The organism is Acidovorax sp. ST3 (genome assembly GCF_003231145.1).
In the GTDB taxonomy this organism is placed as follows: Bacteria; Pseudomonadota; Gammaproteobacteria; order Burkholderiales; family Burkholderiaceae_C; genus Acidovorax.
Window position 1 is genome coordinate 367,695 of sequence record NZ_QKVP01000004.1, and the last position, 21,992, is coordinate 389,686.

At 62.7% G+C, this 21,992-nt stretch carries 16 protein-coding genes and 1 pseudogene; 7 read left to right on the forward strand and 10 right to left on the reverse strand.

Annotation, left to right across the window (positions count from 1 at the left end; genetic code table 11):
* Positions 1-8 precede the first annotated feature (8 nt).
* The 4 genes from DNK89_RS14405 to DNK89_RS14420 form a co-directional block, all read right to left on the reverse strand.
* A complete protein-coding gene (locus tag DNK89_RS14405) occupies positions 9-1,193 on the reverse strand; it encodes a Wadjet anti-phage system protein JetD domain-containing protein (RefSeq protein ID WP_110960654.1) in 1,185 nt (394 codons plus the stop codon).
* The gene (locus DNK89_RS14410; RefSeq protein WP_110960655.1) at positions 1,190-4,501 is read right to left on the reverse strand and encodes an ATP-binding protein; all 3,312 of its coding nucleotides are present in this window, start codon (positions 4,499-4,501) and stop codon (positions 1,190-1,192) included. Before DNK89_RS14410 ends, DNK89_RS14405 begins: the two co-directional genes overlap by 4 nt.
* Positions 4,498-5,136 carry a DUF4194 domain-containing protein gene (locus DNK89_RS14415; RefSeq protein ID WP_110960937.1) on the reverse strand — a complete coding sequence of 213 codons (639 nt, stop codon included), beginning with the start codon at positions 5,134-5,136 and terminating at the stop codon, positions 4,498-4,500. The genes DNK89_RS14410 and DNK89_RS14415 overlap by 4 nt, the downstream gene beginning before the upstream one ends.
* Before the next feature lie 107 nt (positions 5,137-5,243).
* On the reverse strand, positions 5,244-6,740 hold the full coding sequence (locus tag DNK89_RS14420) for a DUF3375 domain-containing protein (protein WP_110960656.1): 1,497 nt from the start codon (positions 6,738-6,740) through the stop codon (positions 5,244-5,246).
* Positions 6,741-6,811: 71 nt separating this feature from the next.
* Between DNK89_RS14420 and DNK89_RS14425 the strand changes: the two genes are divergently transcribed.
* Complete coding sequence (locus DNK89_RS14425) at positions 6,812-7,573, forward strand: NYN domain-containing protein (protein WP_110960657.1); 762 nt, start codon at positions 6,812-6,814, stop codon at positions 7,571-7,573.
* Positions 7,574-7,811: 238 nt separating this feature from the next.
* Here DNK89_RS14425 and DNK89_RS14430 read toward each other — a convergent pair.
* Positions 7,812-8,524: pseudogene (locus DNK89_RS14430) on the reverse strand (IS5 family transposase).
* Between the two features lie 220 nt (positions 8,525-8,744).
* Here DNK89_RS14430 and DNK89_RS14435 point away from each other — a divergent pair.
* Complete coding sequence (locus DNK89_RS14435) at positions 8,745-9,692, forward strand: helix-turn-helix transcriptional regulator (RefSeq protein ID WP_110960658.1); 948 nt, start codon at positions 8,745-8,747, stop codon at positions 9,690-9,692.
* Positions 9,693-9,725: 33 nt separating this feature from the next.
* On the opposite strand, the gene DNK89_RS14440 is transcribed toward DNK89_RS14435, so the two are convergent.
* The 5 genes from DNK89_RS14440 to dnaA all read right to left on the reverse strand — a co-directional run bounded on the left by DNK89_RS14440 (position 9,726) and on the right by dnaA (position 17,361).
* Positions 9,726-10,598 (reverse strand): nucleotidyl transferase AbiEii/AbiGii toxin family protein, encoded by an 873-nt coding sequence (locus tag DNK89_RS14440; protein ID WP_110960659.1) that lies wholly within the window; start codon positions 10,596-10,598, stop codon positions 9,726-9,728.
* Complete coding sequence (locus DNK89_RS14445; protein ID WP_110960660.1) at positions 10,579-11,631, reverse strand: type IV toxin-antitoxin system AbiEi family antitoxin; 1,053 nt, start codon at positions 11,629-11,631, stop codon at positions 10,579-10,581. Before DNK89_RS14445 ends, DNK89_RS14440 begins: the two co-directional genes overlap by 20 nt.
* Before the next feature lie 248 nt (positions 11,632-11,879).
* Positions 11,880-14,498, reverse strand: coding sequence for a DNA topoisomerase (ATP-hydrolyzing) subunit B (gene gyrB, locus DNK89_RS14450; RefSeq protein ID WP_110960661.1), 2,619 nt, complete (start codon positions 14,496-14,498; stop codon positions 11,880-11,882).
* Between the two features lie 155 nt (positions 14,499-14,653).
* Entirely contained in the window at positions 14,654-15,772 is a 1,119-nt protein-coding gene (gene dnaN, locus DNK89_RS14455; protein WP_015011829.1) for a DNA polymerase III subunit beta, read from the reverse strand.
* Positions 15,773-15,939: 167 nt separating this feature from the next.
* Complete coding sequence (gene dnaA, locus DNK89_RS14460) at positions 15,940-17,361, reverse strand: chromosomal replication initiator protein DnaA (RefSeq protein ID WP_110960662.1); 1,422 nt, start codon at positions 17,359-17,361, stop codon at positions 15,940-15,942.
* A gap of 386 nt (positions 17,362-17,747) precedes the next feature.
* Between dnaA and rpmH the strand changes: the two genes are divergently transcribed.
* The 5 genes from rpmH to mnmE all read left to right on the forward strand — a co-directional run bounded on the left by rpmH (position 17,748) and on the right by mnmE (position 21,986).
* The gene (gene rpmH / locus DNK89_RS14465; RefSeq protein WP_005798102.1) at positions 17,748-17,882 is read left to right on the forward strand and encodes a 50S ribosomal protein L34; all 135 of its coding nucleotides are present in this window, start codon (positions 17,748-17,750) and stop codon (positions 17,880-17,882) included.
* Positions 17,883-17,955: 73 nt separating this feature from the next.
* Entirely contained in the window at positions 17,956-18,471 is a 516-nt protein-coding gene (locus DNK89_RS14470) for a ribonuclease P protein component (RefSeq protein ID WP_110960663.1), read from the forward strand.
* Positions 18,468-18,761 carry a membrane protein insertion efficiency factor YidD gene (gene yidD / locus DNK89_RS14475; protein ID WP_015016412.1) on the forward strand — a complete coding sequence of 98 codons (294 nt, stop codon included), beginning with the start codon at positions 18,468-18,470 and terminating at the stop codon, positions 18,759-18,761. The genes DNK89_RS14470 and yidD overlap by 4 nt, the downstream gene beginning before the upstream one ends.
* Complete coding sequence (gene yidC, locus DNK89_RS14480; protein ID WP_110960664.1) at positions 18,758-20,473, forward strand: membrane protein insertase YidC; 1,716 nt, start codon at positions 18,758-18,760, stop codon at positions 20,471-20,473. The genes yidD and yidC overlap by 4 nt, the downstream gene beginning before the upstream one ends.
* Before the next feature lie 91 nt (positions 20,474-20,564).
* Positions 20,565-21,986, forward strand: a complete 1,422-nt coding sequence (mnmE, locus tag DNK89_RS14485) for a tRNA uridine-5-carboxymethylaminomethyl(34) synthesis GTPase MnmE (RefSeq protein WP_110960665.1) — start codon at positions 20,565-20,567, stop codon at positions 21,984-21,986.
* Positions 21,987-21,992: the final 6 nt, after the last annotated feature.

Consider the following 21,992-nt stretch of genomic DNA (forward strand, 5'->3'; position numbering starts at 1 on the left):
GATTGTGCCTAAGCCTTGCTCGCCCAGCTTTGTACCGCGCGGTGCACCACGTCGGCTGGAAGAAACTCTTGTTCCAGACGGCCATTCTCCAGAGTGCGCAGATGGCCGTCCAGCCCACGTTCTGTGAGCAGCAGTGAGCTGCCTCGCAAGGGCGGTGGTGCGTGGGCGGGCTCCGGCACGGCCCGGTCCTGGTGGGCGTCGAAGGTGGCGCGGTCCATCAACAACGCATGCAGTTGTGGCCGGTGGCTGCGCGCCATGGCCAACATGTGCAAGCCCCAGGTGTCCAGGTCGCCCCAGTAGGCTACGTCGCGCGCTTGCAGCCAAAGCGCAGACAGCCAGCCTAAGTTGAGGCCTGCGCCCAAGACGGCAATGGTGTCGGGCAAGGGCTGCGGCAGCTGGTGCAGGCAGCGCTCGTTCTCCACCAGCAGAATGCGGTGGGCGGGCAGCGGTGTCGTGAGCAGTTCGCTGGCGCGTACGCGCTGGCGTGCGAAAGACAGCAGACCCGGGGCGAGCGGAGCGATCAGCAGCCAGTGGTCGTCCTCCGGCAGCGCGCCGAGAAAGCCGACCAGCCCCTGGCGGCTGGCTTCGCCGTCAAAGCGCTCGTCCAGCAAGGCGGTGAGCAGGCTGGCGTGGCGCTCGAAGAATTTGCTGTCGTTGCCTTGGACCGCCAAGGCACGCAGGGGTCTGCCTTGGGCGCAGCCGGGCTCCAGTTGCAGCGCCATGCGTGCGGCGGCGATGACCGCCTCGGCGGGGGTGTCGCGCCACTGCACGAGGCGGCGCACCAGCAGGCGCTGAAAGCCGGTGCGCTCCACCGCCGCGATGAGGGCACCGAGCCGGGCGTAGTCGCTCTTTAGCTGCGCATGCCCCGGCACTTTGTAATGAACGATGGCCGCCACGCATTGCGAAGGCTTGGCCAGTTGCCAGTGCGTGGGCACAGCAATCGCATCGCTGCTGCCCCGGTAGCGCCGCTCCTGCCACTGCACACTGCCCAGGCCGTGCTGTTCTACGGCGCGCCATTGCTGCAAATGGTTGCGCAGCGCGGTGGCGTTGTTCAGAAACACGGCAGAGTCAGGCTGGCCGATGGACAGGGTCAGCGGCCATGCTGCGGCGGTGCCCAGCAGCTGGCGTTCGCGCCAATCCGCACTGTTCCATTGCTGGGCGAGCCGGGCGGCCAGTTCCTGGGGCGACTTCATGCTTCGATGCCGGTAGAGGCGCTGAGTGTGCCGGGGGTGCCTGGGGCACTGCGGCGAAATGCATCAATCTCCTCCCAGCGCAGCGACGCCAGCGTGGCCTGCGCGCCGCGCCGGTGCACCACCACCGCGCTGCGGGTGTGGTTGCGCAGCAGGCGCACTTCCTTGTTGGGCGTGACGAACAACGCGTGCAAGCCAAACTCGCGCAGCGCCTGGATGATGCGCGCGGCCACGGCCTGCGAGCTTTTGGAGAACGCCTCGTCCAGCACGATGGTGCCGAACACCGGGCGGCTTGCGCCATCGGGGCACAGCGCGTAGCTCAGCGAGGCGGTGAGCACGTAGCTGGCGATGATCTCCTTCTCGCCCCCGCTGCCGCCTTGCGAGCCGGTGCGCCGCTCCAGCATCTGGCCGCTGGCCCGGTCCAGCACCAGCACCGCAAACTGCAGGCGGTAGCGCGCGTCCAGCAGCGCTTGCGCGGCCTTATTGCGGCGGTTGCTGGCGTGGGTTTGCAGAATCTCCACGATGGCGCGCAGTGCGCGGTAGTGGCTTTGGCCGCCGTCGTCGCGCAGGCTCTCGGTGCGCAACTGAGCCTGGGCGCGGTTCAGCTCTTGCAGGCTTTGGTGCACAACGGCACGCGGCTCCAGTTGCAGGTAGCGGCCGGGTTGAAAGTCCACGCGCTGTAGCGTTTGGTTGAGCTGGGCAATGCGCTCTTCAATGTCCGCCACCTGCGCGGCGATGCCATTGAGCAGCGTGTCAACACCTTGCTGTGAAGTGTTGTTGAGGTATTTCTGAAACCGCTGGCGCTTGTGCGGCAGGGCCTCTTCTTCCAGCACCTGCAGGCGCTGCAGATAGTGGGGCAGCGCGTCCACCTCTTGCGCGTGGTCGGCCAGTGCGCCGCGGTCTTCGTGCTTGGCCTTGCCCATCTGGCGCACGATGTCGGTGTGCAGGGTGCTGAGCTTTTTGCTGGCCTCAGCGGTTTTGGTTTGTACCGCAGTGCCTGCGTCGCGCTCCTGGGCTGCGAGGCTGTCGCCATCGAGCGGGGGCAGGCGGTGCCCGGCGCTGGCCAGTTGCGCGGCAAAGTCGGCGTCGATGGAGAATGTGTCGGTGCTGCGCGCTTGGTACGCGGCGTGTTGCTTCTGCGCTGCAGCCCGCAAGGTTTCGTCTTGCGTCTGTGCCGTTTGCAGATCGCGCAGTTGCCCCTCTGCCGCGCGGGTGTGGGTTTGCGCGGCCTCCCAGCGCTGCTGGGCCTGTGCGGTGTCGGAGTCGGGGTGGAGCAGCGCCTGCAGCTGCTGCTCTTTGTGCTGCAACTGCGTTTGGGCGGCGGTGGTGTCCAGGTCTTCGGTCCGCAGTGCCTGGAGCGCTGCCCACAGCTGGCGCTGCTCTTGCGCGCGCCGCTGGGCGTGCAAAGTTTGGGTCTTTTTGGCCTCCAGCGCTTGATGGTCAAGCGCTAACAGCTCCATTTGTTGTAGCAAATGCACCAGCCGGTCACGGTTGTCAAAACCCGTCATCCAGTCCTGGTCCAGCCGCTTCTGGTCTTGTTTGTCGAAGTGGCCGGATTGGCTGGACATCAGCCCCTGCGCCGTCATGGCGTGGGGCGTGCGCTCCAGCGTTTGCACATCGGGCACGCAGTGGCGGTCCAGGCCGTGCAGCAGATGGCGCAGCGTGTTCAGGTGGGCCGTGGGCGCTGCGGGCTTGAGGTTGAGCTTGCGCGCAAAGCCGTCGGCCAGGAAGGCCGCGGGGGTGGCATCGCGCACTTCCAGCAGGCGCACATGCAGTCGGTTGTGCCGCTGGTTCACCCACTGCAGGGCGGTGTGCATTGCTGGCTGGGGCACCAAAATGCGCAGCCGGTGGCTGCCCAGTGCGCGCTCGATGGCGCCGCGCCACGCCTGTTCGGCCTTGCGCACCTCCACCAGTTCGGCGGTGAAGGGCAGATCGTTTTCCGGCAAGCCCAGGTGGTCGGCCAACTCGGCACGAAAGCGCTGGTGCTCCATCGGCAGGTTGGAGCCCGGGCGCTGGCGCACGGCGTCGTATTCGGCCTGGATCTCGTTCAGGCGGGTGTGGGCGTTGTGGGTTTGGGCGATGGCGCGTTCGGCGTCGGCCTGTAACCCGGCCTCTTGGGCGTCGATCTGCTCCATCGCCGCCTTAGCTTGGGCCTGGTGGCTGACCAAGTGGTCGGCCCCTGCGTGGTCCCCCAGCCCCAGGTTGCGCGTCAGGGCCTGGTATTGCGCCAGATTGTTCTGGACGCGCGCCAGCTCCTTGCGTGCGTGGTCAATGTTTTCGCGCAGCACGTCGATGTTGGCACCGCCGGCTTGCAGGTATTGGCCATGCAAGTCTTGCTCGACCTTTCGCGTGGTGTTGACGTGCTCCTGCGCGGCATGCAGTGCGCCACCCCGCGCCGCCATCTGGGCCTGCAGTTGCGTGATGCGTTCGCCCCACCATTGCACGCCCTGCGCCGCAAACCATTGCGGCAGCTGTTGCTGCAGCGCCTGCAAGTGGGCCAAGTGCTGGGCTTGCTGATGCTCGCGCGCAGCCAGATCGCGCAGCGGCAGCAGCGACACATACTGCGCGTTGGCCAGCTCCAGGTCGGCGTGGATGGAAGCCAGCTCGGCAAACCCATCGACCACCTTTTGTGCGTCCTCAAACGCCGAGTGATCGTCCAGCACCAGCTCGCGAAAAATCTCGTCGATGCTGTTGAGCTGCTTGAGGCCTGCCGCTCGGTTGAGCAGCGTGAAGGCGTTCGGCCCCACTTCAAAGAAGCTGTGCAGTTTGGCCAGGTACGGCGCCTTGCTGCTGAACATCTGCAGGCCTTCGCTGTCCTTGGCCAGCCGCGTCAGTGCCCGCGCGCCGCCGCTGTGCTGCTCCTCCAGCCACAGATCCAGGCTGTGGCCCGCGCCCTGCGCAAAGAACCAGCGCTTTTGCATGTCGGCGGCGGATTGGCTGCTGCCGTCAAACCACAGCAGCGCGCCAAGCCAGACCAATTCAGCCCCGCGCACCAGCCGTGCTGCGATGCCGGTCGCGCAGCGCCCGGCCCGCGCAATGTGGTCGCCGCTGTCGTTGCCCTGGCCGCTGGCACCGCGCACATAGCTCACCAGGTCGCGGTCGCTCTCGTGCCCGCCCGTGGAGGCCAGGTTGTAGCGCGGGCTGGCGCACAGCAGCGTCATCAGCGCATCGACCAGCGTGGTCTTGCCGCTGCCCGTGGGGCCGATGATGGCGCTGTTGCGGGGGTCGATGGTCACCTGGTGGCGGCCCGCGAACGCGCCCCAGTTGTACAGGTGCAGCTCTTGCAGTATGAAGGAGGCGTCGGCGCTCATTGCGCGCCCTCTGCGTTACCTGCGCCGCCTTGTTGCGCCACCGCACGCAGGCGCAGCAGCAGTGTCTGCAGGTTCTCGGGGTTGAGCAGGTGCACGATCATCGGGCGGATGGTGATGCAGTCTTGCGCATCCACCTCCGAAACCATACCGTGCGCGCGCAGGTTCTCCAGCAGCTGGCCCAAGCGCTTGCGCTCTTGCATGTCGCTGCCGGTTGCCCCGAGGTAGGTTTCGAGTTGCGGCAACAGGCTGTCCACGGTGATGCGCACTGCCGTGCCGGTGCCGCTCTCCTGTTCGCGCTGCAAGAACTCGCGCCGTAAAAGGGCGAGCAGCAGTGATTGCTCCAGTGTCAGTCGCTGGCGCTTCATCAGGGGGTGCGTCCAGTCGTCCTGCTCGCTCTCGTCGGTATCGTCGCCCGCGTAGTCGGGCACCACGGCCAGAAAGGCCAGGCCGCGCACGTCGTCCACCACCACGCGCAGGTCCAGCGGCTCCAGCAGCGCATCGAGCAGTGTGGTTTGCGCTGCAATCAGGTGGAACAGCTTCGGCTTGGTCGCAGATTCGAGCCAGCCGTGCGCTAGCAAAAACTGTAGCGCCTGACGCACGTTGGGCGGCGTTCTTAAAGCGCATTGTGCTGCCATGCCGCTTTCAGTCAGCGCGGGAGGCTCTTTTTTTGATAGCGATTGTTCTGCTTGCCCACCCGCACCCTGCGCGGCCATGCGGTCAAAAATATCCGGCTCCTGCTGCATCACAGCTCCCACTCTCTTTGCGCCAGTTGCGCGCCGTCCAGCGCCACCCGCGGCACGGTAAAGCGCCAGTGCTGATAGCTATCCTGTGTTTCGATCTGCTCCTCGCCCGGCTGCAATTCCACGCCGGCCTCGCGCGCCATGGCCAGCCACAGCGCAAAGGTCTCCAGGTCATGCTCGCCCGGAGGCAGTGCTGCGGCCAGCTCGGCCAAAGTCATCGGTCGGCCCCGCTCGGCCAAGGTTTGCAAAGTGCGCTGCACCAACGCGTCGCGTTCCAGCCCTTCAAAGGCCTGCCAGAACTCACCGTCCATCTCGCCCAGGTCGGCGTAGGCGGTGGTGAGCAGCAGCGCGGCCTGGTCGCCGCCGTCCAGCGATTTGGCGCGCAGCCGCTCCACCAGCGGCACGCTGCCCAGGGCCACGCCCAGCGGCGGCAGCGGCGTGCTTTGGCGGCGCATAGCTTGGCGTTGCCAGTCGATGCGCAGGGCCTGCTCCAGCACGTCGTTGAGCAATTGGCCCACGCGCTGGTTCTCGGCCGCCTGGCCGGTTTTCATGAACTGGCTGACCTCGCGCTCGCTGCGCGCGCGCACGGCCTGCACCACCTTGGCCTCTTTGATGAGCTGCTGCACCAGCAGGTGCAGCGTGCTGCGCTGCAGGTGATCCAACGCGTGTTCGGTGGCCGGGTGCGCCAGGATCTGGCGGATGCGCTGGCGCATCTCGGTCAGCTCGGTCTGGTGCGAGAGCTGTTGGTGGAAGCTGTCGAACACCCGGCCCTCCTGCGTATTCAGCAGGTTCGCATGGCCGTCCAGCAGCTGGTCCATAACCGCGCCGCGGTGATGACGGGCGCTGATGATGGCCTCGCGCAGCGCACGGTCCGCCTCGCGCCAGGAATCCTCCACCCGGCGAAAGTCGGCCCGCAGGCTGACCGAAAGCGCATACACCTCGCGGATGCCTTCCACTGCCTGCTCTGGCGTCAGTTCAGTGATGCGGCCTGCCCGCACGTCGTCAAGCTGCTGCTGCAAGTCGGCCATGCGGCGCTGCAGATGCTCGGCGCGGCTTTGCGGATCGGGGTTGAGCGCGGCGGCCAGATTGTCGATTTCGCGCTGCACCACCGCCAGGCGCGACGCCGTGGAGGTCATCATGCGCCCATCGAGTTGGGCGATGAAGCGCAGTGCGGTCTTCAGCGCATCGGTCTCGAACACGCGGCCTTCGCGCTCCACCACCAGCCCGCGCCGTATCCACTCACGCACCTCGCGCCGGGCCTGGCTCAGGGTGTCGTCGCTGTCGATTTCAAAGTCCACCTCGTTGGCATGCGCTGCCAGCATGTCCGCCAGCGCTTGGACGGCCGCGTCGAAGGGTACGCCATCGCGCTGGTGCTCAAACAGCGCGTCCAGGCAGCTCAACACCAGCGGCGCCCGCCGCGAGGCCAGCAGCAGCCAGGCCGGGTGCTGCTGCCGGGCGGTGATGTATTTGTGGGTGCGCTGCTGGTTGAGGGTTGGCATGTGCGACGCCGGAGGTGTTCCAATGGCTTGCGCCAAGTATTCAACACTTTTTGCGCGGGAGGACATACAAGATGGCAAATCAAATGGGCGATGCCGAGTCGCGTGTCGCGGTGCTGGTGGACTGTGACAATACGACCCCTGAAATTTTGGAATACGCTTTGCGCGTGGTCGCGCAGTTTGGGCGGGTGGTCTTGCGGCGGGGTTATGGCAACCACAGCACGTTGGCGAACAAGTGGCAGGAAGCGCTGGTGCGCCTAGCGTTCACCCCATGCCTGCAGTATCAGTATGCGGCGGGAAAAAACACGTCCGACCTTGCATTGGCGCTGGATGCGATCGAAGCGCTGTTCGACGGCCGCGCCACGACGTTCTGTATCGTCACCAGCGATTCCGACTTTGCCTACCTGTGCCGCAAGCTTCGCGAGCGCGGCGCCACGGTGCACATCGTGGGAGAAGCCAAGTCGCCCGATGCGCTGCGCAACGCAAGTGATCAGTTCTTTGAATGGACGAAGCCGTTGCTGGAGGCGGAGCCTGCATCGGCTGAGTCCGCAGTGACCAAGTCCACCCAGAAGGTGGAAGCCGTCAAACCCGTCCCAAAGCTGCGTCCCAGGTTCATTGTGGAGGCTGTCACGCTATTGGCAGCAGACACCGCAGAGGGCAAAGTCAGCGTGGGCGGGCTGGGCTCCTACCTGAAGCGCGCCGACCCGTCGTTCTCACCCAAGAGCTATGGCCACTCCGGGTTGTTGGACATGCTCAAGACTTACGACCTGCTCAAGGTTCAGCAGGAGACTGGCGGACATTGGACGGCGCGACTGGCCGATAAGCCGATGGCGTGAGCAGCAGCGGCCACGATGAGAATTCCTTCGAAGTATCAATATTTCTTGATCGCTGGGCACTTGTCTCTATGAGGTCTCGCTACAGCTCTACCTCATCCCCTGCAGCGTTTTGAACAATAGGCCCACCGCACGCATTGTTGATCTGCACGTGCGGCAACTGGAGTCTGTGGGGCCACTGCGGTTTTCGCTGCTGTTCTGGGTTCACCTTGCGCCAAGCCGCCCTAGGGTCTGTTGAGAATCAACGAGAGTTGATAACCGCTGCAGCCAAAAGAATCACAGCACAGAAGCTGGTATCCGTCTTGTCACTGCGCATCGCAATGCGCTTGAACTCCTTGAGCTTGCAAAAGAAGTTCTCAATCTAGTGACGCCACTTGTAGACCTCCAAGTCGATCTCCAGCGGCACTCTCCTGCGGGGCATCTGTGAGATCACCACCTGCGCCCCGCGCCTGTTCAACTCTTCAATCAGCCAGTTGGCATCAAACGCCTTATCTGCCACCAAGGCATCAAAGCGCACATCTGCGATCAGCTCTTTGACTCCTTTGATATCGTGGCGCTGCCCTGGCATCAGGATGAACTTCACCAGATTGCCCAGGGCATCCGTCAAAGCCAGTATCTTCGTCGTCAACCCTCCCCGCGAGTGACCTATGGCCTGGCCCGAAGTCCCCCTTTTGCCCCCTGGCCGTGCCGATGCACTTTCACAATCGTGGCATCCACCATCGCATATTCCATGTCCGGCTGCTCGCTCACCGCATCGAACAGGCGTTGGAATACGTCGGCCTTAACCCAGTCTCTAAAGCGCTTGAACACCGTGTTCCACTTGCCGAACTCTGACGGCAGGTCTCGCCAGGGGCTGCCTGTGCGAGCAATCCACAGCACTGCCTCAACGAGGCGGCGGTTGTCTGTGCCGCTGCGTCCAGGATCACTTGGCTTACCAAGGCAGTGGTGCTCCATCTTTGCCTATTGTGCTTCTGTCAGTACCCATCTAGTGCTCATGCGCCTATTGAATCACATCCCTTCACGCATTCAAGGTTGATTCTCAACAGACCTTAGCGCTGGCGATGATGTGCAGGACTGCTGGTCAGCGCATTCGTGGAGCACTCCTGTCACTTTAGTTGGCTAGCAATTTACTAAATGTGAATAAACTTAAGTAAATTATAATCAAGGAATCCAAATGAGCACAAAGTCACTGATTGCTCTGGCAATCGCCCGTCAGGGCTGCAGCCATAAAGAGTTGGCGCTTCGTGTTGGTGTTTCGCCCGCACAGATCAGCAAGTGGAAAAACGGCGAGTACATATCGATGGACATGCGCACAAAGCTGGTTGAGTTGGCTGACATCGGGAGCAACCATCCCGACTTTGTGCTCTTGGCGGGGTCGGTGCGCGACGCTGAGAAATGGGCGATACTGTTGCGATATTTGGCCGATATGGCGGCCCAGCAGGCGGAAACGGGATATCACACCTATCGACTAGAAGAGGAGGAGGAAGCCGATCTTTTGTATTGGCACACGTTCTACGTTCTTCAGCAGATGGGCGTCGAGATTCCCAAGCCCTTCCCACCAGCGCTGGAGTTTGACTACCAGGACAGTGATGCGCTGGGTGAGTGTCTGGATGACATGTTTTGCCAACCACATGTCGCGCTCATCATGGCGATCTATAAGTCATACACGGATGTCTATGGGTTCTACGCAGCCTACGTCGACCATCTCATTGAAGAACTGGAGCTGTACGACTCTCCCGCATGTGACATCGAGCCTTGCCTTATGGAACTTGCTGCGTCCAAAATCGAAGAGCTTCCTGCCCTCGCGACAAGGTTCAGTGAGTTTAAGTACGAAACAATCAAGTCCTATACGGAATGGCTGACTTTCGTGAAGGAGAAGGCATTCCAAGCGGGGCTTCCCCTGCGGGCAGAACTGCTCGAACTTGTCTATGGAACGCATGGCAGCTTAGGGGCAGAAGCAGAAGCTGAGAGCCTTGGGTTCCATGAATCGCGACTGCACCCGGACATCTACATGAACGAATTGCTGGTTGGCATGCGCGTCATTCACCAAGTTTTGCCAGCAATCATGGACAAATTGGGTATGGACAAATTCGAGCTTGACCCATCGACGCTGCGGCTTTGATCAAGTGTCACTAACCTGCAAAGAGCGTCCCCGTTACTGACCGGGCTCACGCAGTTGCTGGAGGAAGCTTGTGCTGAAACCTTTCAGGTACTGGGTATGCCTCTGCTCGTCTTCGCGACTGTGCGATGCCGCTTTCGCTCGGATGATCTGGTCGATCAACTCCTGTTGCAACACTTCGTTTTCGAGGATGGCTTTGGCGATAGCTGCTGTGTCGCTTCCAGACTGCAAAGCAGCATCCTTGCCGAGCAAGTAAGCGCCTGCCAATTCAGGGTTGTAGTCGGCGGCCTCCATCAGCTCCGGCTCCCTCTCGTAGAGCCGATCCATATTGTCGGCGGCGGCGTAGTTCTGTGCGATCAGCAGCAGATCGGTGGCGTCCTTGTTGGAAAAATTTCGACGGTCCTGCCATGCGATCAGTTTGAGCACTGCCAGGGACGGAAGGGCGCATGTGTTGATGACCAGTCCCTTACCGAGGTCTACTACCAGCGCACTCCGAAACGCGTCCTCGAAGCCCGCCACGTTGAGCACCACTTCATTCCCTGGAGGCCACGCAATCTCGCCCGCAGGGTGCTCTATCCGGCCAAAGGGGATCAGGTCCAGGGGGATGCCTTTTGGAGACCCATAGTGAAGCCGATGGGGCTTGCCATCGGCAGAGTGGAACAAACCCGTGCGCACCAGCGTATCTTTCAGGTGCTGGAAGCGGTCCCAGCCGTCAAGGTAGATCCCGAGGTCCACGTCGCGTGTTGCGCGCGTCGTATCCTGCCCGAAGACGTGGGTCAAGATGATGTCCCGAGCCATGGCACCTCCCACAAAGAACGGGATTTCTAGCGCTTCTGTGGCGCTGCGCGCCTGTTTCAGGATCGCTCGCAGGGCCGGGTCTATGTCGCGGTCAGGGAGTCGCTTCAGCATCGAAGATTTCCTTTCTCAGCATGCTTGCTACCTCTCGATTGCGGCCGTCCAGGCTGGTCATGAGATCTGCGTAGATCAGCAGCAAAGGTGCGATGGGCTCAGCGCTAGAACTGGGAGGCACCCAGAAGGCGTCGAGGATTTCAACGCTGCCGTTGGGATCGGGCCGTAGGCGATGTTGCATCAACAGCTTTCCTCTGTCCTTCCAGCAATAGATGGTGATCTGCTCGGGCTGGAGATATGAGGTCTTGAGCGCGGCACCCACCTCGCCCCCCCAAGCCGCTGCTTCCGGCTGCAGCTTGGCATCCTTCCACCACTGCACATTCTGCGGTGCGTATCGCTGAGGTTGGAGCTTGTTGCGCAGTGCAATAGGGTAGTTGCGGGCCCACTCCGTCTTCAGGGCGTCAACGGCGAGAAGTCTGCGGCTTTTGGTGTCCCCGGGGCTCAAGTAGCCCAGGCTTCGAAGACCTTCTATGGCCTTCGCTGCTGAGCCAAGTGATACCCCTGCCATGGTGGCAATGTCGCGTATCGGGCTTGCAGGCATGTCGGGTTCTGTCAGCAAAGTGAAGATGACCCGTAAGGCGCTTGCAGACCCCATGACCTCATGGCCAGATCCAACGAGCTCTCGTTCAGGCCTTTGCTTGCCAGTGATAAAGACATAGCAACCGGGAACGTCGATGAAGGCGTTCCCTGCGGTGTCTATGAAGTTCAACCCGGCCTCCTGGCAAAGGGCGGCATTGTTCTTCGACATGTAGGGAACAACAACAAGCCAATTCGGTTGATGAGAGATTTTCGAACCACGGGCTACCTGTGCTCTGAGGGTTTCAATACGCACAACGGTTTTTACTTCCACCGCGAACCGGTGAGCTCGGCCTCCCTTAAGGTGTAGTGTGAGGATGGCATCCGCATCGCTTGGTGATGAGAGAGCGTCTTCTTCAAGAACCTCCCAGCTCAAGGGGGGGCTTGTGGCCTCAATTGCCTGAGTGAGAATACCTCTGTTGTTCATTTGTGCATCACGTTCATTAATAATGAACATAGATAATAAATGAACAAAGACTCCACAGAAAATCACCTACAAAACATTTCAGCCACTCATCCGCTCAAGTAAGCTGCTACGTCGCTGTCTGAGATACACCAGGGGTTGATCTGTTCAGGTTCCCGAAGATGCACAGCCCATACATATTTTTCCAAAGAAAAAGGCGCTCAAATTGAGCGCCTTTTTCTTTTCTCTAGCACTTGGCACTAACTTGGCAGAGTCAGCACTTTTTCTGTCATTTAACAAGATCAAACGTCAATGTTCCCGGCGCGCAAAGCGTTGGTTTCGATGAAATCCCGGCGCGGCTCCACCTCGTCTCCCATAAGCATCGTGAACACGCGGTCCGCTTCGATCGCGTCATCAATCTGCACCCGCAGCAGGCGGCGCACGTTGGGGTCCATCGTCGTTTCCCACAGCTGCTCGGGGTTCATTTCACCCAGGCCCTTGTAGCGCTGGCGGCTGGTTGTGCGTTCGGCTTCGGCAATCAGCCACTTCATGGCCTGGCGGAAGTCGCTGACCTTTTCTTCCTTCTGCTTGTCGCCTTCACCACGCATGGCCTTGGCGCCCTCGCTGAGCAGCCCACGGAAGGTTTCGGCGGCTTCGGCCAGCGCTGCGTAGTCGGCGCCGTGCACAAAGTCTTGCGTGATGACGCTGCTCTTGATGTTGCCGTGGTGGCGGCGGCTGATGCGCAGCAGGGGCTTGTCGGTGCGGGCGTCGAACTCTCCAGCCACTTCGGCGGGGGCACCGGTGGTGTTCAGTTCGCGCAGCTTGGCCTGCAGGGCCACGGCGCTGGCCTCGGCATCGGCCACGGTGTCGAGCTTGAGGCTCACACCGTCGGCAATCGCGCGCAGGGCTTCGGCGTCCATGAAGTTGCCCAGGCGGGCGATGACGCTTTCGGCGATCTGGTGCTTGCGCGCCAGCTCGGCCAGGGTGTCTCCGGTCAGGGTTTGCGGGTTGGCGCCGCCGGTGGTCACGCTGGCGTGGTTCAGCGCAATGCGCAGCAAGAAGCCGTCGAGTGCGGGGGCGTCCTTCAGGTACAGCTCTTCCTTGCCGGCCTTGACCTTGTACAGCGGTGGCTGGGCAATGTAGATGTGGCCGCGCTCGACCAGCTCGGGCATCTGGCGGTAGAAGAAAGTGAGCAGCAGGGTGCGGATGTGGGCGCCGTCGACGTCGGCGTCGGTCATGATGATGATGCGGTGGTAGCGCAGCTTGGCCACATCAAAGTCGTCGCCGCCGGTGGTGCCACCGGCCTTGCCGATGCCGGTGCCCAGGGCCGTGATCAGCGTGAGGATTTCGTTGCTGGTCAGCAGCTTTTCGTAGCGGGCTTTTTCCACGTTCAGGATCTTGCCGCGCAGGGGCAGGATGGCCTGGAATTTGCGGTCGCGGCCCTGCTTGGCGGAGCCACCGGCGGAGTCACCCTCGACGATGTAGATCTCGCACAGGGCGGGGTCTTTTTCCTGGCAGTCGGCCAGCTTGCCGGGCAGGCCCATGCCGTCGAGCACGCCCTTGCGGCGGGTCATTTCGCGGGCCTTGCGGGCGGCTTCGCGGGCCTTGGCGGCTTCGACGATCTTGCCGCAGATGATCTTGGCGTCGTTGGGCTTTTCCTGCAGGTAGTCCGTCAGCAGCTTGCCCACGATGTCTTCCACCGGCGCGCGCACTTCGCTCGACACCAGCTTGTCCTTGGTCTGGCTGCTGAACTTGGGCTCGGGCACCTTCACGCTCAGCACGCAGCACAGGCCTTCGCGCATGTCGTCGCCAGTGACTTCAACCTTGGCCTTCTTGGCCAGCTCGTTTTCTTCGATGTACTTGTTGATGACGCGGGTCATCGCGGCACGCAGGCCGGTCAGGTGGGTGCCGCCGTCACGCTGAGGGATGTTGTTGGTGAAGCACAGCACCTGTTCGGTGTACGCGCTGTTCCACTGCATGGCCACCTCGACGCCGATGTGCGTGCCGGGGATGCCGCCGTAGCTCTCGGCCGGGCGCTCGCCTGCGGCGTAGAACGAGGTGGGGTGCAACACCGTCTTGCCCTTGTTGATGAACTCGACAAAGCCGCGCACGCCGCCGGCGCCCGAGAAGTCGTCTTCCTTGCCGCTGCGCTCGTCCTTGAGACGAATGCGCACGCCGTTGTTCAGGAACGAAAGTTCGCGCAGGCGCTTGGCCAGGATCTCGTAGTGGAAGTCGTTGTTCTCTTTGAAAATCTCGGTGTCGGGCAAAAAGTGCACTTCAGTGCCGCGCTTTTCGGTCTCGCCGGTCACCTTCATGGGGCTGACTTCAAAGCCGTCCACGGTGGCCAGCAAGCGGTCTTGCACAAAGCCGCGTGCAAATTCGATCTGGTGCACCTTGCCTTCGCGGCGCACGGTCAGGCGCAGCCATTTGGACAGTGCGTTCACGCAGCTCACGCCCACGCCGTGCAGGCCGCCCGACACCTTGTAGCTGTTCTGGTTGAACTTGCCGCCCGCGTGCAGTTCGGTCAGGGCGATTTCTGCCGCCGAGCGTTTGGGCTCGTGCTTGTCGTCCATCTTCACGCCGGTGGGGATGCCACGGCCGTTGTCGGTCACGCTGATGGAGTTGTCGGTGTGGATGGTAACGACGATGTCATCGCAGTGGCCGGCCAGGGCTTCGTCGATGGAGTTGTCGACCACTTCGAACACCAGGTGGTGGAGGCCGGTGCCGTCGCTCGTGTCGCCGATGTACATGCCGGGGCGCTTGCGCACGGCCTCCAGGCCTTCGAGGATGGTGATGGCGCCTTCGCCGTAGCTTTCGCTGGCGCCGGCCTGGTTGGTGTCGATCTTGTTGACGGTGGGCTCCACATGGCCGGAGACGCCGGAGGATTCGGGCTCGGAGGGAATGTTGTTGTCAACGGTCATGGTGGGCCTTGGGATCCGTGGAAACCGGGGTTTCCAATATGTTCAATGGTCAAATTGGGCGCAAGCGCATATTGAATATGCGCTTGCAGCTATCAATACAGTAGCGGTTGCGGTGTGGCGATGCAACTGTGAAGCGGGGCGGGTGTCACGCCGCCTCAGATGCGCATGGGCATCACGACGTACTTGAAGCTGTCGTTGTCGGGGATGGTCAGCAGCGCAGAGCTGTTGCCGTCCGAAAGCTCCACCTTCACCATGTCCTGGCCCATGTTGGCCAGGGCGTCGATGAGGTAGGTCACGTTGAAGCCGATCTCGATGGTGTCGCCACCGTAGTCGATATCGAGCTCGTCCACGGCCTCTTCCTGCTCGGCGTTGTTGGACGCCACGCGCAGGGTGCCGGGCTCCAGGTTCAGGCGCACGCCCTTGAACTTGTCGCTGGTCATGATGGCCGTGCGCTGCAGGCTGGCCAGCAGCGGGGCGCGGCCCAGGGTGACGCTGTTCTTGTGGTTCTTGGGGATCACGCGGTTGTAGTCGGGGAACTTGCCCTCGACCAGCTTGGTGACGAACTCCATGCCGCCAAAGGTGAACTTCGCCTGGTTGTTGGCGAACTGCATCTCGATGTGGGGCTGGTTCTCGCCACCCGCATCAGACAGCAGGCGCTGCAGCTCGATCACGGTCTTGCGCGGCAGGATGACTTCCTGCTTGGGCACTTCCACATCCAGCGTGGCGCTGGCAAAGGCCAGGCGGTGGCCGTCGGTGGCGACCAGGCTCAGGGTCTTGCCTTCGGCCACGAACAGGATGCCGTTCAGGTAGTAGCGGATGTCCTGCACGGCCATCGCAAACGACACTTGGCCCAGCAGGTCCTTCAGCGTCTTTTGCGGCACGGCGAACACGGGGCCGAAAGCGGCGGACTCTTGCACCAGCGGGAAGTCTTCGGCGGGCAGGCTTTGCAGCGTGAAGCGGCTCTTGCCGCCCTTGAGGATGAGCTTGGACTGGGCCGATTCAAGGCTCACGGTCTGATCACCGGGCATGGTGCGCAGGATGTCGATGAGCTTGCGCGCGCCCACGGTGGTGGTGAAGTCGCCGGTGTCGCCGCCCAGTTCGGCCGTGGTGCGGATCTGGATTTCGAGGTCGCTGGTCGTCAGCTGCAGGGCATTGCCCGTCTTGCGGATCAGCACATTGGCCAGGATGGGCAGCGTGTGGCGGCGCTCCACGATGCCAGCCACGGACTGCAGAACCGCGAGAACCTTGTCTTGTGTTGCCTTCAGGACGATCATGTCATCAACCTCTTGTGGATTTTCTAAACCGGTGCGTCGGCAGCGGCACGGGTGGTGCCCCCCCTGCTGCCCAATCCGTCATTTTGCCCTGTAAGCGGCTGTTCGCCTTCTTGGGTGCGCAATGAACAAGTTCTTACACACACCAGCCTCAGGGAGCGCATGGGGCATCAGCCTTTCAGCGTCTGCTCCAGCACGTGCAGCTGCTGGTTCAGCTCGGTCAGCTGCTGACGCTCGCCCGCAATCTTGCGCACGGCATGCAGAACGGTGGTGTGGTCGCGCCCGCCGAACAATTCTCCGATCTCGGGAAGGCTCTTTTGCGTCAGCTCCTTGGCCAGGTACATCGCAATCTGGCGCGGGCGGGCAATGCTGGCCGGGCGCTTCTTGCTGTACATGTCGGCGACCTTGATCTTGTAATAGTCGGCCACCGTCTTCTGGATGTTTTCCACAGAAATCTGCCGGTTCTGGATGGACAGCAGATCTCTGAGGGCTTCGCGTGCCAGCTGGATCGAAATCTCTTTCTGGTTGAAGCGCGAGTACGCCAGGATCTTGCGCAGCGCGCCTTCCAATTCGCGCACGTTGGAGCGCACGTTCTTGGCGACGAAGAACGCGACTTCCTCGGGCATCTCGGTGCCCTCCACGCGCGCCTTGTTGATCAAGATGGCCACACGCATTTCCAGCTCGGGCGGCTCAATCGCCACTGTCAGGCCCGAATCGAAGCGCGACACCAGCCGCTCGTGGATGTTGGCCAGACCCTTCGGATACGTGTCCGACGTCATCACGATGTGCGACTTCTTGGCCAGCAAAGCTTCGAACGCGTTGAAGAATTCTTCCTGCGTGCGGTCCTTGTTGGCGAAGAACTGCACATCGTCGATCAGCAGCAGGTCCAGCGAGTGGTAGCGCTCCTTGAACTCGTCGAAGGTGCGGCGCTGGTAGGCCTTAACCACATCCGACACGAACTGTTCGGCATGGATGTAGAGAACTTTGGCGTCGGGCTTGTCCTGCAGCAGGCGGTTACCCACAGCGTGCACCAGGTGGGTCTTGCCCAGTCCAACGCCCCCGTAGATGAACAGGGGGTTGTACAGGTGGCCGGGCATGCCCGCCACGTGCATGGCCGCAGAGCGCGCCATGCGGTTGGCCGTGCCCTCCACCAGCGTCTCGAACGTGAGGGCGGCGTTCAGGCGGTTGCGGAACGCGCCCGCCGTGGCGTCGTCACTGCTGGACGGGGCTTCGGCCGGTGCTGCGGGGCTGGCGGGTTCTTGCGCCGTGGGCCGCACATAAGTACGGGCAACGGATTCGCGCTGAGCGAGCGCTAACTCCAGCGTGACCGGCTGGCCGTACAGGCCTTCGAGCAGCGCGGCAATGCGGCCTGCGTATTGGGCGCGGATCCAGTCGAGCTTGAAGCGGTTGCCCACGAGCAGCGTGACTTTGGAGAAGTCTTCGGCCACTTGGGCCACCAGGGGCTTGATCCAGGTGTTGAATTGTTGTTCTGGCAGGTCTTGTGCCAGTTGCTCTACGCAGGCTTGCCACAGGCCCTGACCGGCATCTGCGCCGGGCGAATGGGGGGAGCTGCGGGTGGGTTCCTCGATCATTGCGGGGGAATTCTTATTGTGGATAGGAGGAACGGTGTGAGGCGGCGGATTGTAGCTTGTCAAGGAGTTATCCACAATTTGACGCCGGCTGTCATCCGGGGCAATCCGGGGTTGCCAGGCCGGGCCGATGGGGCCTGAAACGGCTGGGCGCCGCAGCCTCTTCGGCGCGCCGATAAAGGCCTGCCTTCCAAAAGGCATTGCCAGTCGGCCACAAGCCTGCGATAATTTTGGGTTTCCCTGAATGTGTTCAGGGTGATTTGACCCGGCGCGCCGTTATTTCTGCCCCGTGGGTCTGTCTTCAGGTGGTGTTTCATACACAGCGTGGTGTACAGACTGCAGGGGGTTCAAGAGCAGCAGTCCGGAACTGAACCTCAAGGAATAGCACCATGAAACGTACTTACCAGCCCTCCAAGACGCGCCGCGCGCGCACCCACGGTTTCCTCGTCCGCATGAAGACCCGCGGCGGCCGTGCCGTTATCAACGCACGCCGCGCCAAGGGCCGCAAGCGCCTGGCCGTCTAAGGCCGTTACGGTCTACGGCCTGCTCCCCGCCTGTTCCCGGTTTGTACCGCCAGGTTCCAAACGGGGCGCTTGCATGCACAGGCTAAAAACCCGGCCGCAGTTCCAGGCTGCCATGGCGGGAGGCACTGTCTCCCGCACGGCACATTTTGCGTTGCACCGTTTGGCACTGGATGCCAGCAGCACCGCAATGGCCAGCCAAGCAGCTACTGTTGCACCCACAGGGCCCGGCTCCTTGCCGCACACGCAAGGGCCGCAGGCCCTGTTTGTCGTTCCTGGCGTCTGGCTGGGTGCCATGGTGCCCAAGCGCTGGGCGCGCCGTGCCGTGACGCGCAACGCCATCAAGCGGCAGATCTACACCGTGGGCGCCACGTTCGAGGCGCGTTTGCCGCAGGCCGCCCATGTGGTGCGCCTGCGCTCGGCGTTTGATCGCAAGCAGTTTGTGAGCGCCACGTCCGACCAGCTCAAGCAGGCGGTGCGCGCGGAGCTGCTGCAGCTGTTTGGCTACGCCACCCGGCATGCGGGCGCCGCAGTTGCAGCACCTGTGTCTGTACCTGCACCTCCGGTGGCAGAGCCGGTGACCACCCCATGATGCAGCGCCTGCTGATCGGCGTGGTCAAAGGCTACCGACTGTTCCTCAGCCCCTGGCTGGGCTCGGCCTGCCGCTTTGAGCCGACCTGCTCGGTCTATTCGCTGCAGGCGCTGGAGCAGCACGGCGCTGCGGCAGGCAGTTATCTGACGGTGCGCAGGCTGGTACGCTGCCACCCCTGGTGCGAGGGGGGCCATGATCCGGTCCCGCAAGATCTGCCGCGCAGCCTGCGGCTTTTCTCCCGGCTCACCCCTTCCACCACTCCCCCATCCTCACCAAAGAAGTCTTCATGAACGACATTCGCCGCACCATCCTGTGGGTGATTTTTGGCTTTTCCATGGTTCTGCTGTGGGACAAGTGGCAGCTGCACAACGGCAACAAGGCCACCTTTTTCCCGACCACGCCCGCAGTGACGGCCCCTGCTGCCGCAGCAGCAGGGGCGGCCTCCAGCGCGACCGGGGCTGCCAGCGTGCCAGCCACCAGCGTGCCCACGGCTACTGCGGCCGCGCAGGGCGCAGCAGCGGTGCCCGGCCAGCCTGCCGCAGCGGCTGCCCCTGCCAAGCGTGAGCGCATCGAGGTCAAGACCGACCTGTATCGCCTGGTGTTCGACAGCGAAGGCGGCTCGCTCACGCAGGCCGAGCTGCTCAAGCACGCCGACATGACCGACAAGGCGCGCAACTTCCTGTTGCTGGACGAGAGCGCCCAGCGTGTCTACGTGGCGCAGACGGGTCTGGTGGGCGGCACCTTCCCCACGCACAAGACCGCGATGACGGCTGTGCCCGGCCCGCGCGAACTCAAGGACGGTGAAGATTCCATCAGCATCCGCTTCGAGTCGCCGGACCAGGGTGGCGTGAAGCTGGTCAAGACCTGGACCATCAAACGTGGCGCTTACGACATTGCCGTCAAGCACGACATCGTCAACACCGGCAGCGCCGCCGTGTCGCCCCAGCTGTACCTGCAACTGGTGCGTGACGGCAACAAACCGCCAGGCGAGTCGTCGTTCTACTCCACCTTCACCGGCCCAGCGGTCTACACCGAAGCCAAGAAGTACCAGAAGATCGAGTTCAAGGACATCGAAAGCGGCAAAGTCGATATCCCCAAGGACTCTGCCAATGGCTATGCAGCCATGGTCCAGCATTACTTCGCCACGGCTTGGCTGCTGGCGGATGGCGTGCAGCGCGAGCCCTTCGTTCGCAAGGTGGACACCAACCTGTACTCGGTGGGCATGCTGACCTCCCTCGGCACCATCGAGCCGGGCGCCACCAAGACCATCGACGCGCGCCTGTTCGCCGGTCCGCAGGTCGAGACCATGATGGAAAAGCTGTACCCTGGCCTGGAACTGGTCAAGGACTACGGCTGGCTGACCATCCTGTCCAAGCCGCTGTACTGGCTGCTCGACAACCTGCACAAGCTGCTGGGCAACTGGGGCTGGTCCATCGTGGCCTTGGTGCTGTTGCTCAAGATTGCTTTCTACTGGCTCAATGCCAAGGCTTACGCCAGCATGGCCAAGATGAAGTCCATCAACCCCAAGATCATGGAGATGCGCGAGCGCCTGAAGGACAAGCCGCAGCAGATGCAGCAGGAGATGATGCGCATCTACCGCGAGGAAAAGGTCAACCCCATGGGTGGCTGCTTCCCCATCATGATCCAGATCCCCGTGTTCATTGCGCTGTACTGGGTGCTGCTGTCCAGCGTTGAGATGCGCAATGCGCCCTGGATCGGCTGGATTCACGACCTCTCCGCGCCGGACCCGTTCTTCATCCTGCCCCTGCTGATGACGGCCAGCTCGTTGCTGCAAACCGCGCTGAACCCCGCACCACCAGACCCGATGCAGGCCAAGATGATGTGGTTCATGCCGCTGATCTTCAGCGTGATGTTCTTCTTCTTCCCGGCTGGCTTGGTGCTGTACTGGCTGACGAACAACATCCTGTCGATAGCGCAGCAGTGGATCATCAACACCCGCATGGGCGTGCCACCGCAGTTCAATCTGCCCAAGTTCAAGTGATCCGGCAGCGGCAACGCTGACATCCACGAACTGACTCCTCAAAGGCCGCGCAAGCGGCCTTTTTTCTGCCCACCTTGTAAAGTCCCTGCCCATGCTTGCCCGCCACCACGACCCCATCGTTGCCATCGCCACTGCCCCCGGGCGCGGGGCCGTCGGCATCGTGCGGGTGTCGGGCAAAGGGCTGGAGGGCCTGGTGCAGGCGCTGTGCGGCCGCACCCTCAAGCCCCGCGAGGCCACCTACCTGCCGTTTCGGGATGCACAGGGCCAGGCCATCGACCAGGGGCTGGCGCTGTACTTCCCCGGCCCGCACAGCTACACCGGCGAGGATGTGCTGGAGCTGCAGGCCCACGGCGGCCCCGTGGTGCTGCAGTTGTTGCTGGCACGCTGCCTGGAGGCGGGTGCCGCCACGGACCCGGCCACGGGCCAGCCCTGCCTGCCGGGCCTGCGCGTGGCCCAGCCGGGCGAATTCACTGAACGCGCCTTCCTCAACGACAAGATCGACCTGGCCCAGGCCGAGGCGATTGCCGACCTGATCGACGCCAGCACCGAGGCCGCAGCCCGCAGCGCCAGCCGCTCGCTCACCGGCGCGTTCTCGGCAGAAATCCACAGCCTGCGCGACGCGCTCATCCACCTGCGCATGCTGGTGGAGGCCACGCTCGATTTCCCTGAAGAAGAAATCGACTTCTTGCGCAAGGCCGATGCGCATGGGCAGCTATCGAATCTGCAGCAAACGCTTGCCTCGGTGATGCAGCGCGCGCGCCAGGGCGCACTGCTGCGCGAGGGCATCAAAGTGGTGATTGCCGGCCAGCCGAATGCAGGCAAAAGCTCGCTGCTCAATGCGCTGGCGGGGGCCGAGCTGGCCATCGTCACGCCCATTGCTGGCACCACGCGCGACAAGGTGCAGCAGACCATTCAGATCGAAGGGGTGCCCCTGCACATCATCGACACCGCCGGCCTGCGCGACAGCAGCGACGAGGTCGAGCGCATCGGCATCGCCCGCGCCTGGGACGAGATCGCGGGGGCGGACGCCGTGCTGTTTCTGCACGACCTGTCGCGGCAGAATGCTCCTGAATATGTAGCTGCCGATGCAGATATCGAAAGCGCCTTGGGGCAAAAACTGCCCAAAAACATTCCCGTGATCGATGTCTGGAACAAGCTGGACTGTGCGGCGGATGTTGCCCCTACAGCCAACCCCACGCGCCCTGCTGTGCATCTGTCTGCCCGCACCGGTCAAGGGCTGGACGGCTTGCGACGGCTGCTCTTGGACGTGGCCGGCTGGCAGTCGGCGCCCGAGGGCATCTACATTGCCCGGGCGCGCCATGTGCAGGCGCTGCAGGCGGTGTCTGCCCACCTGCAGGAGGCCGCCGACCAGCTGCAAGCCCAGGGCCCGGCGCTGGACTTGCTGGCCGAGGAGCTGCGGCTGGCGCAGAACGCGCTGAGCGCCATCACCGGCGAGTTCACCTCCGATGACCTGCTCGGCGTGATCTTCTCCAGCTTCTGTATCGGTAAATAACGACCG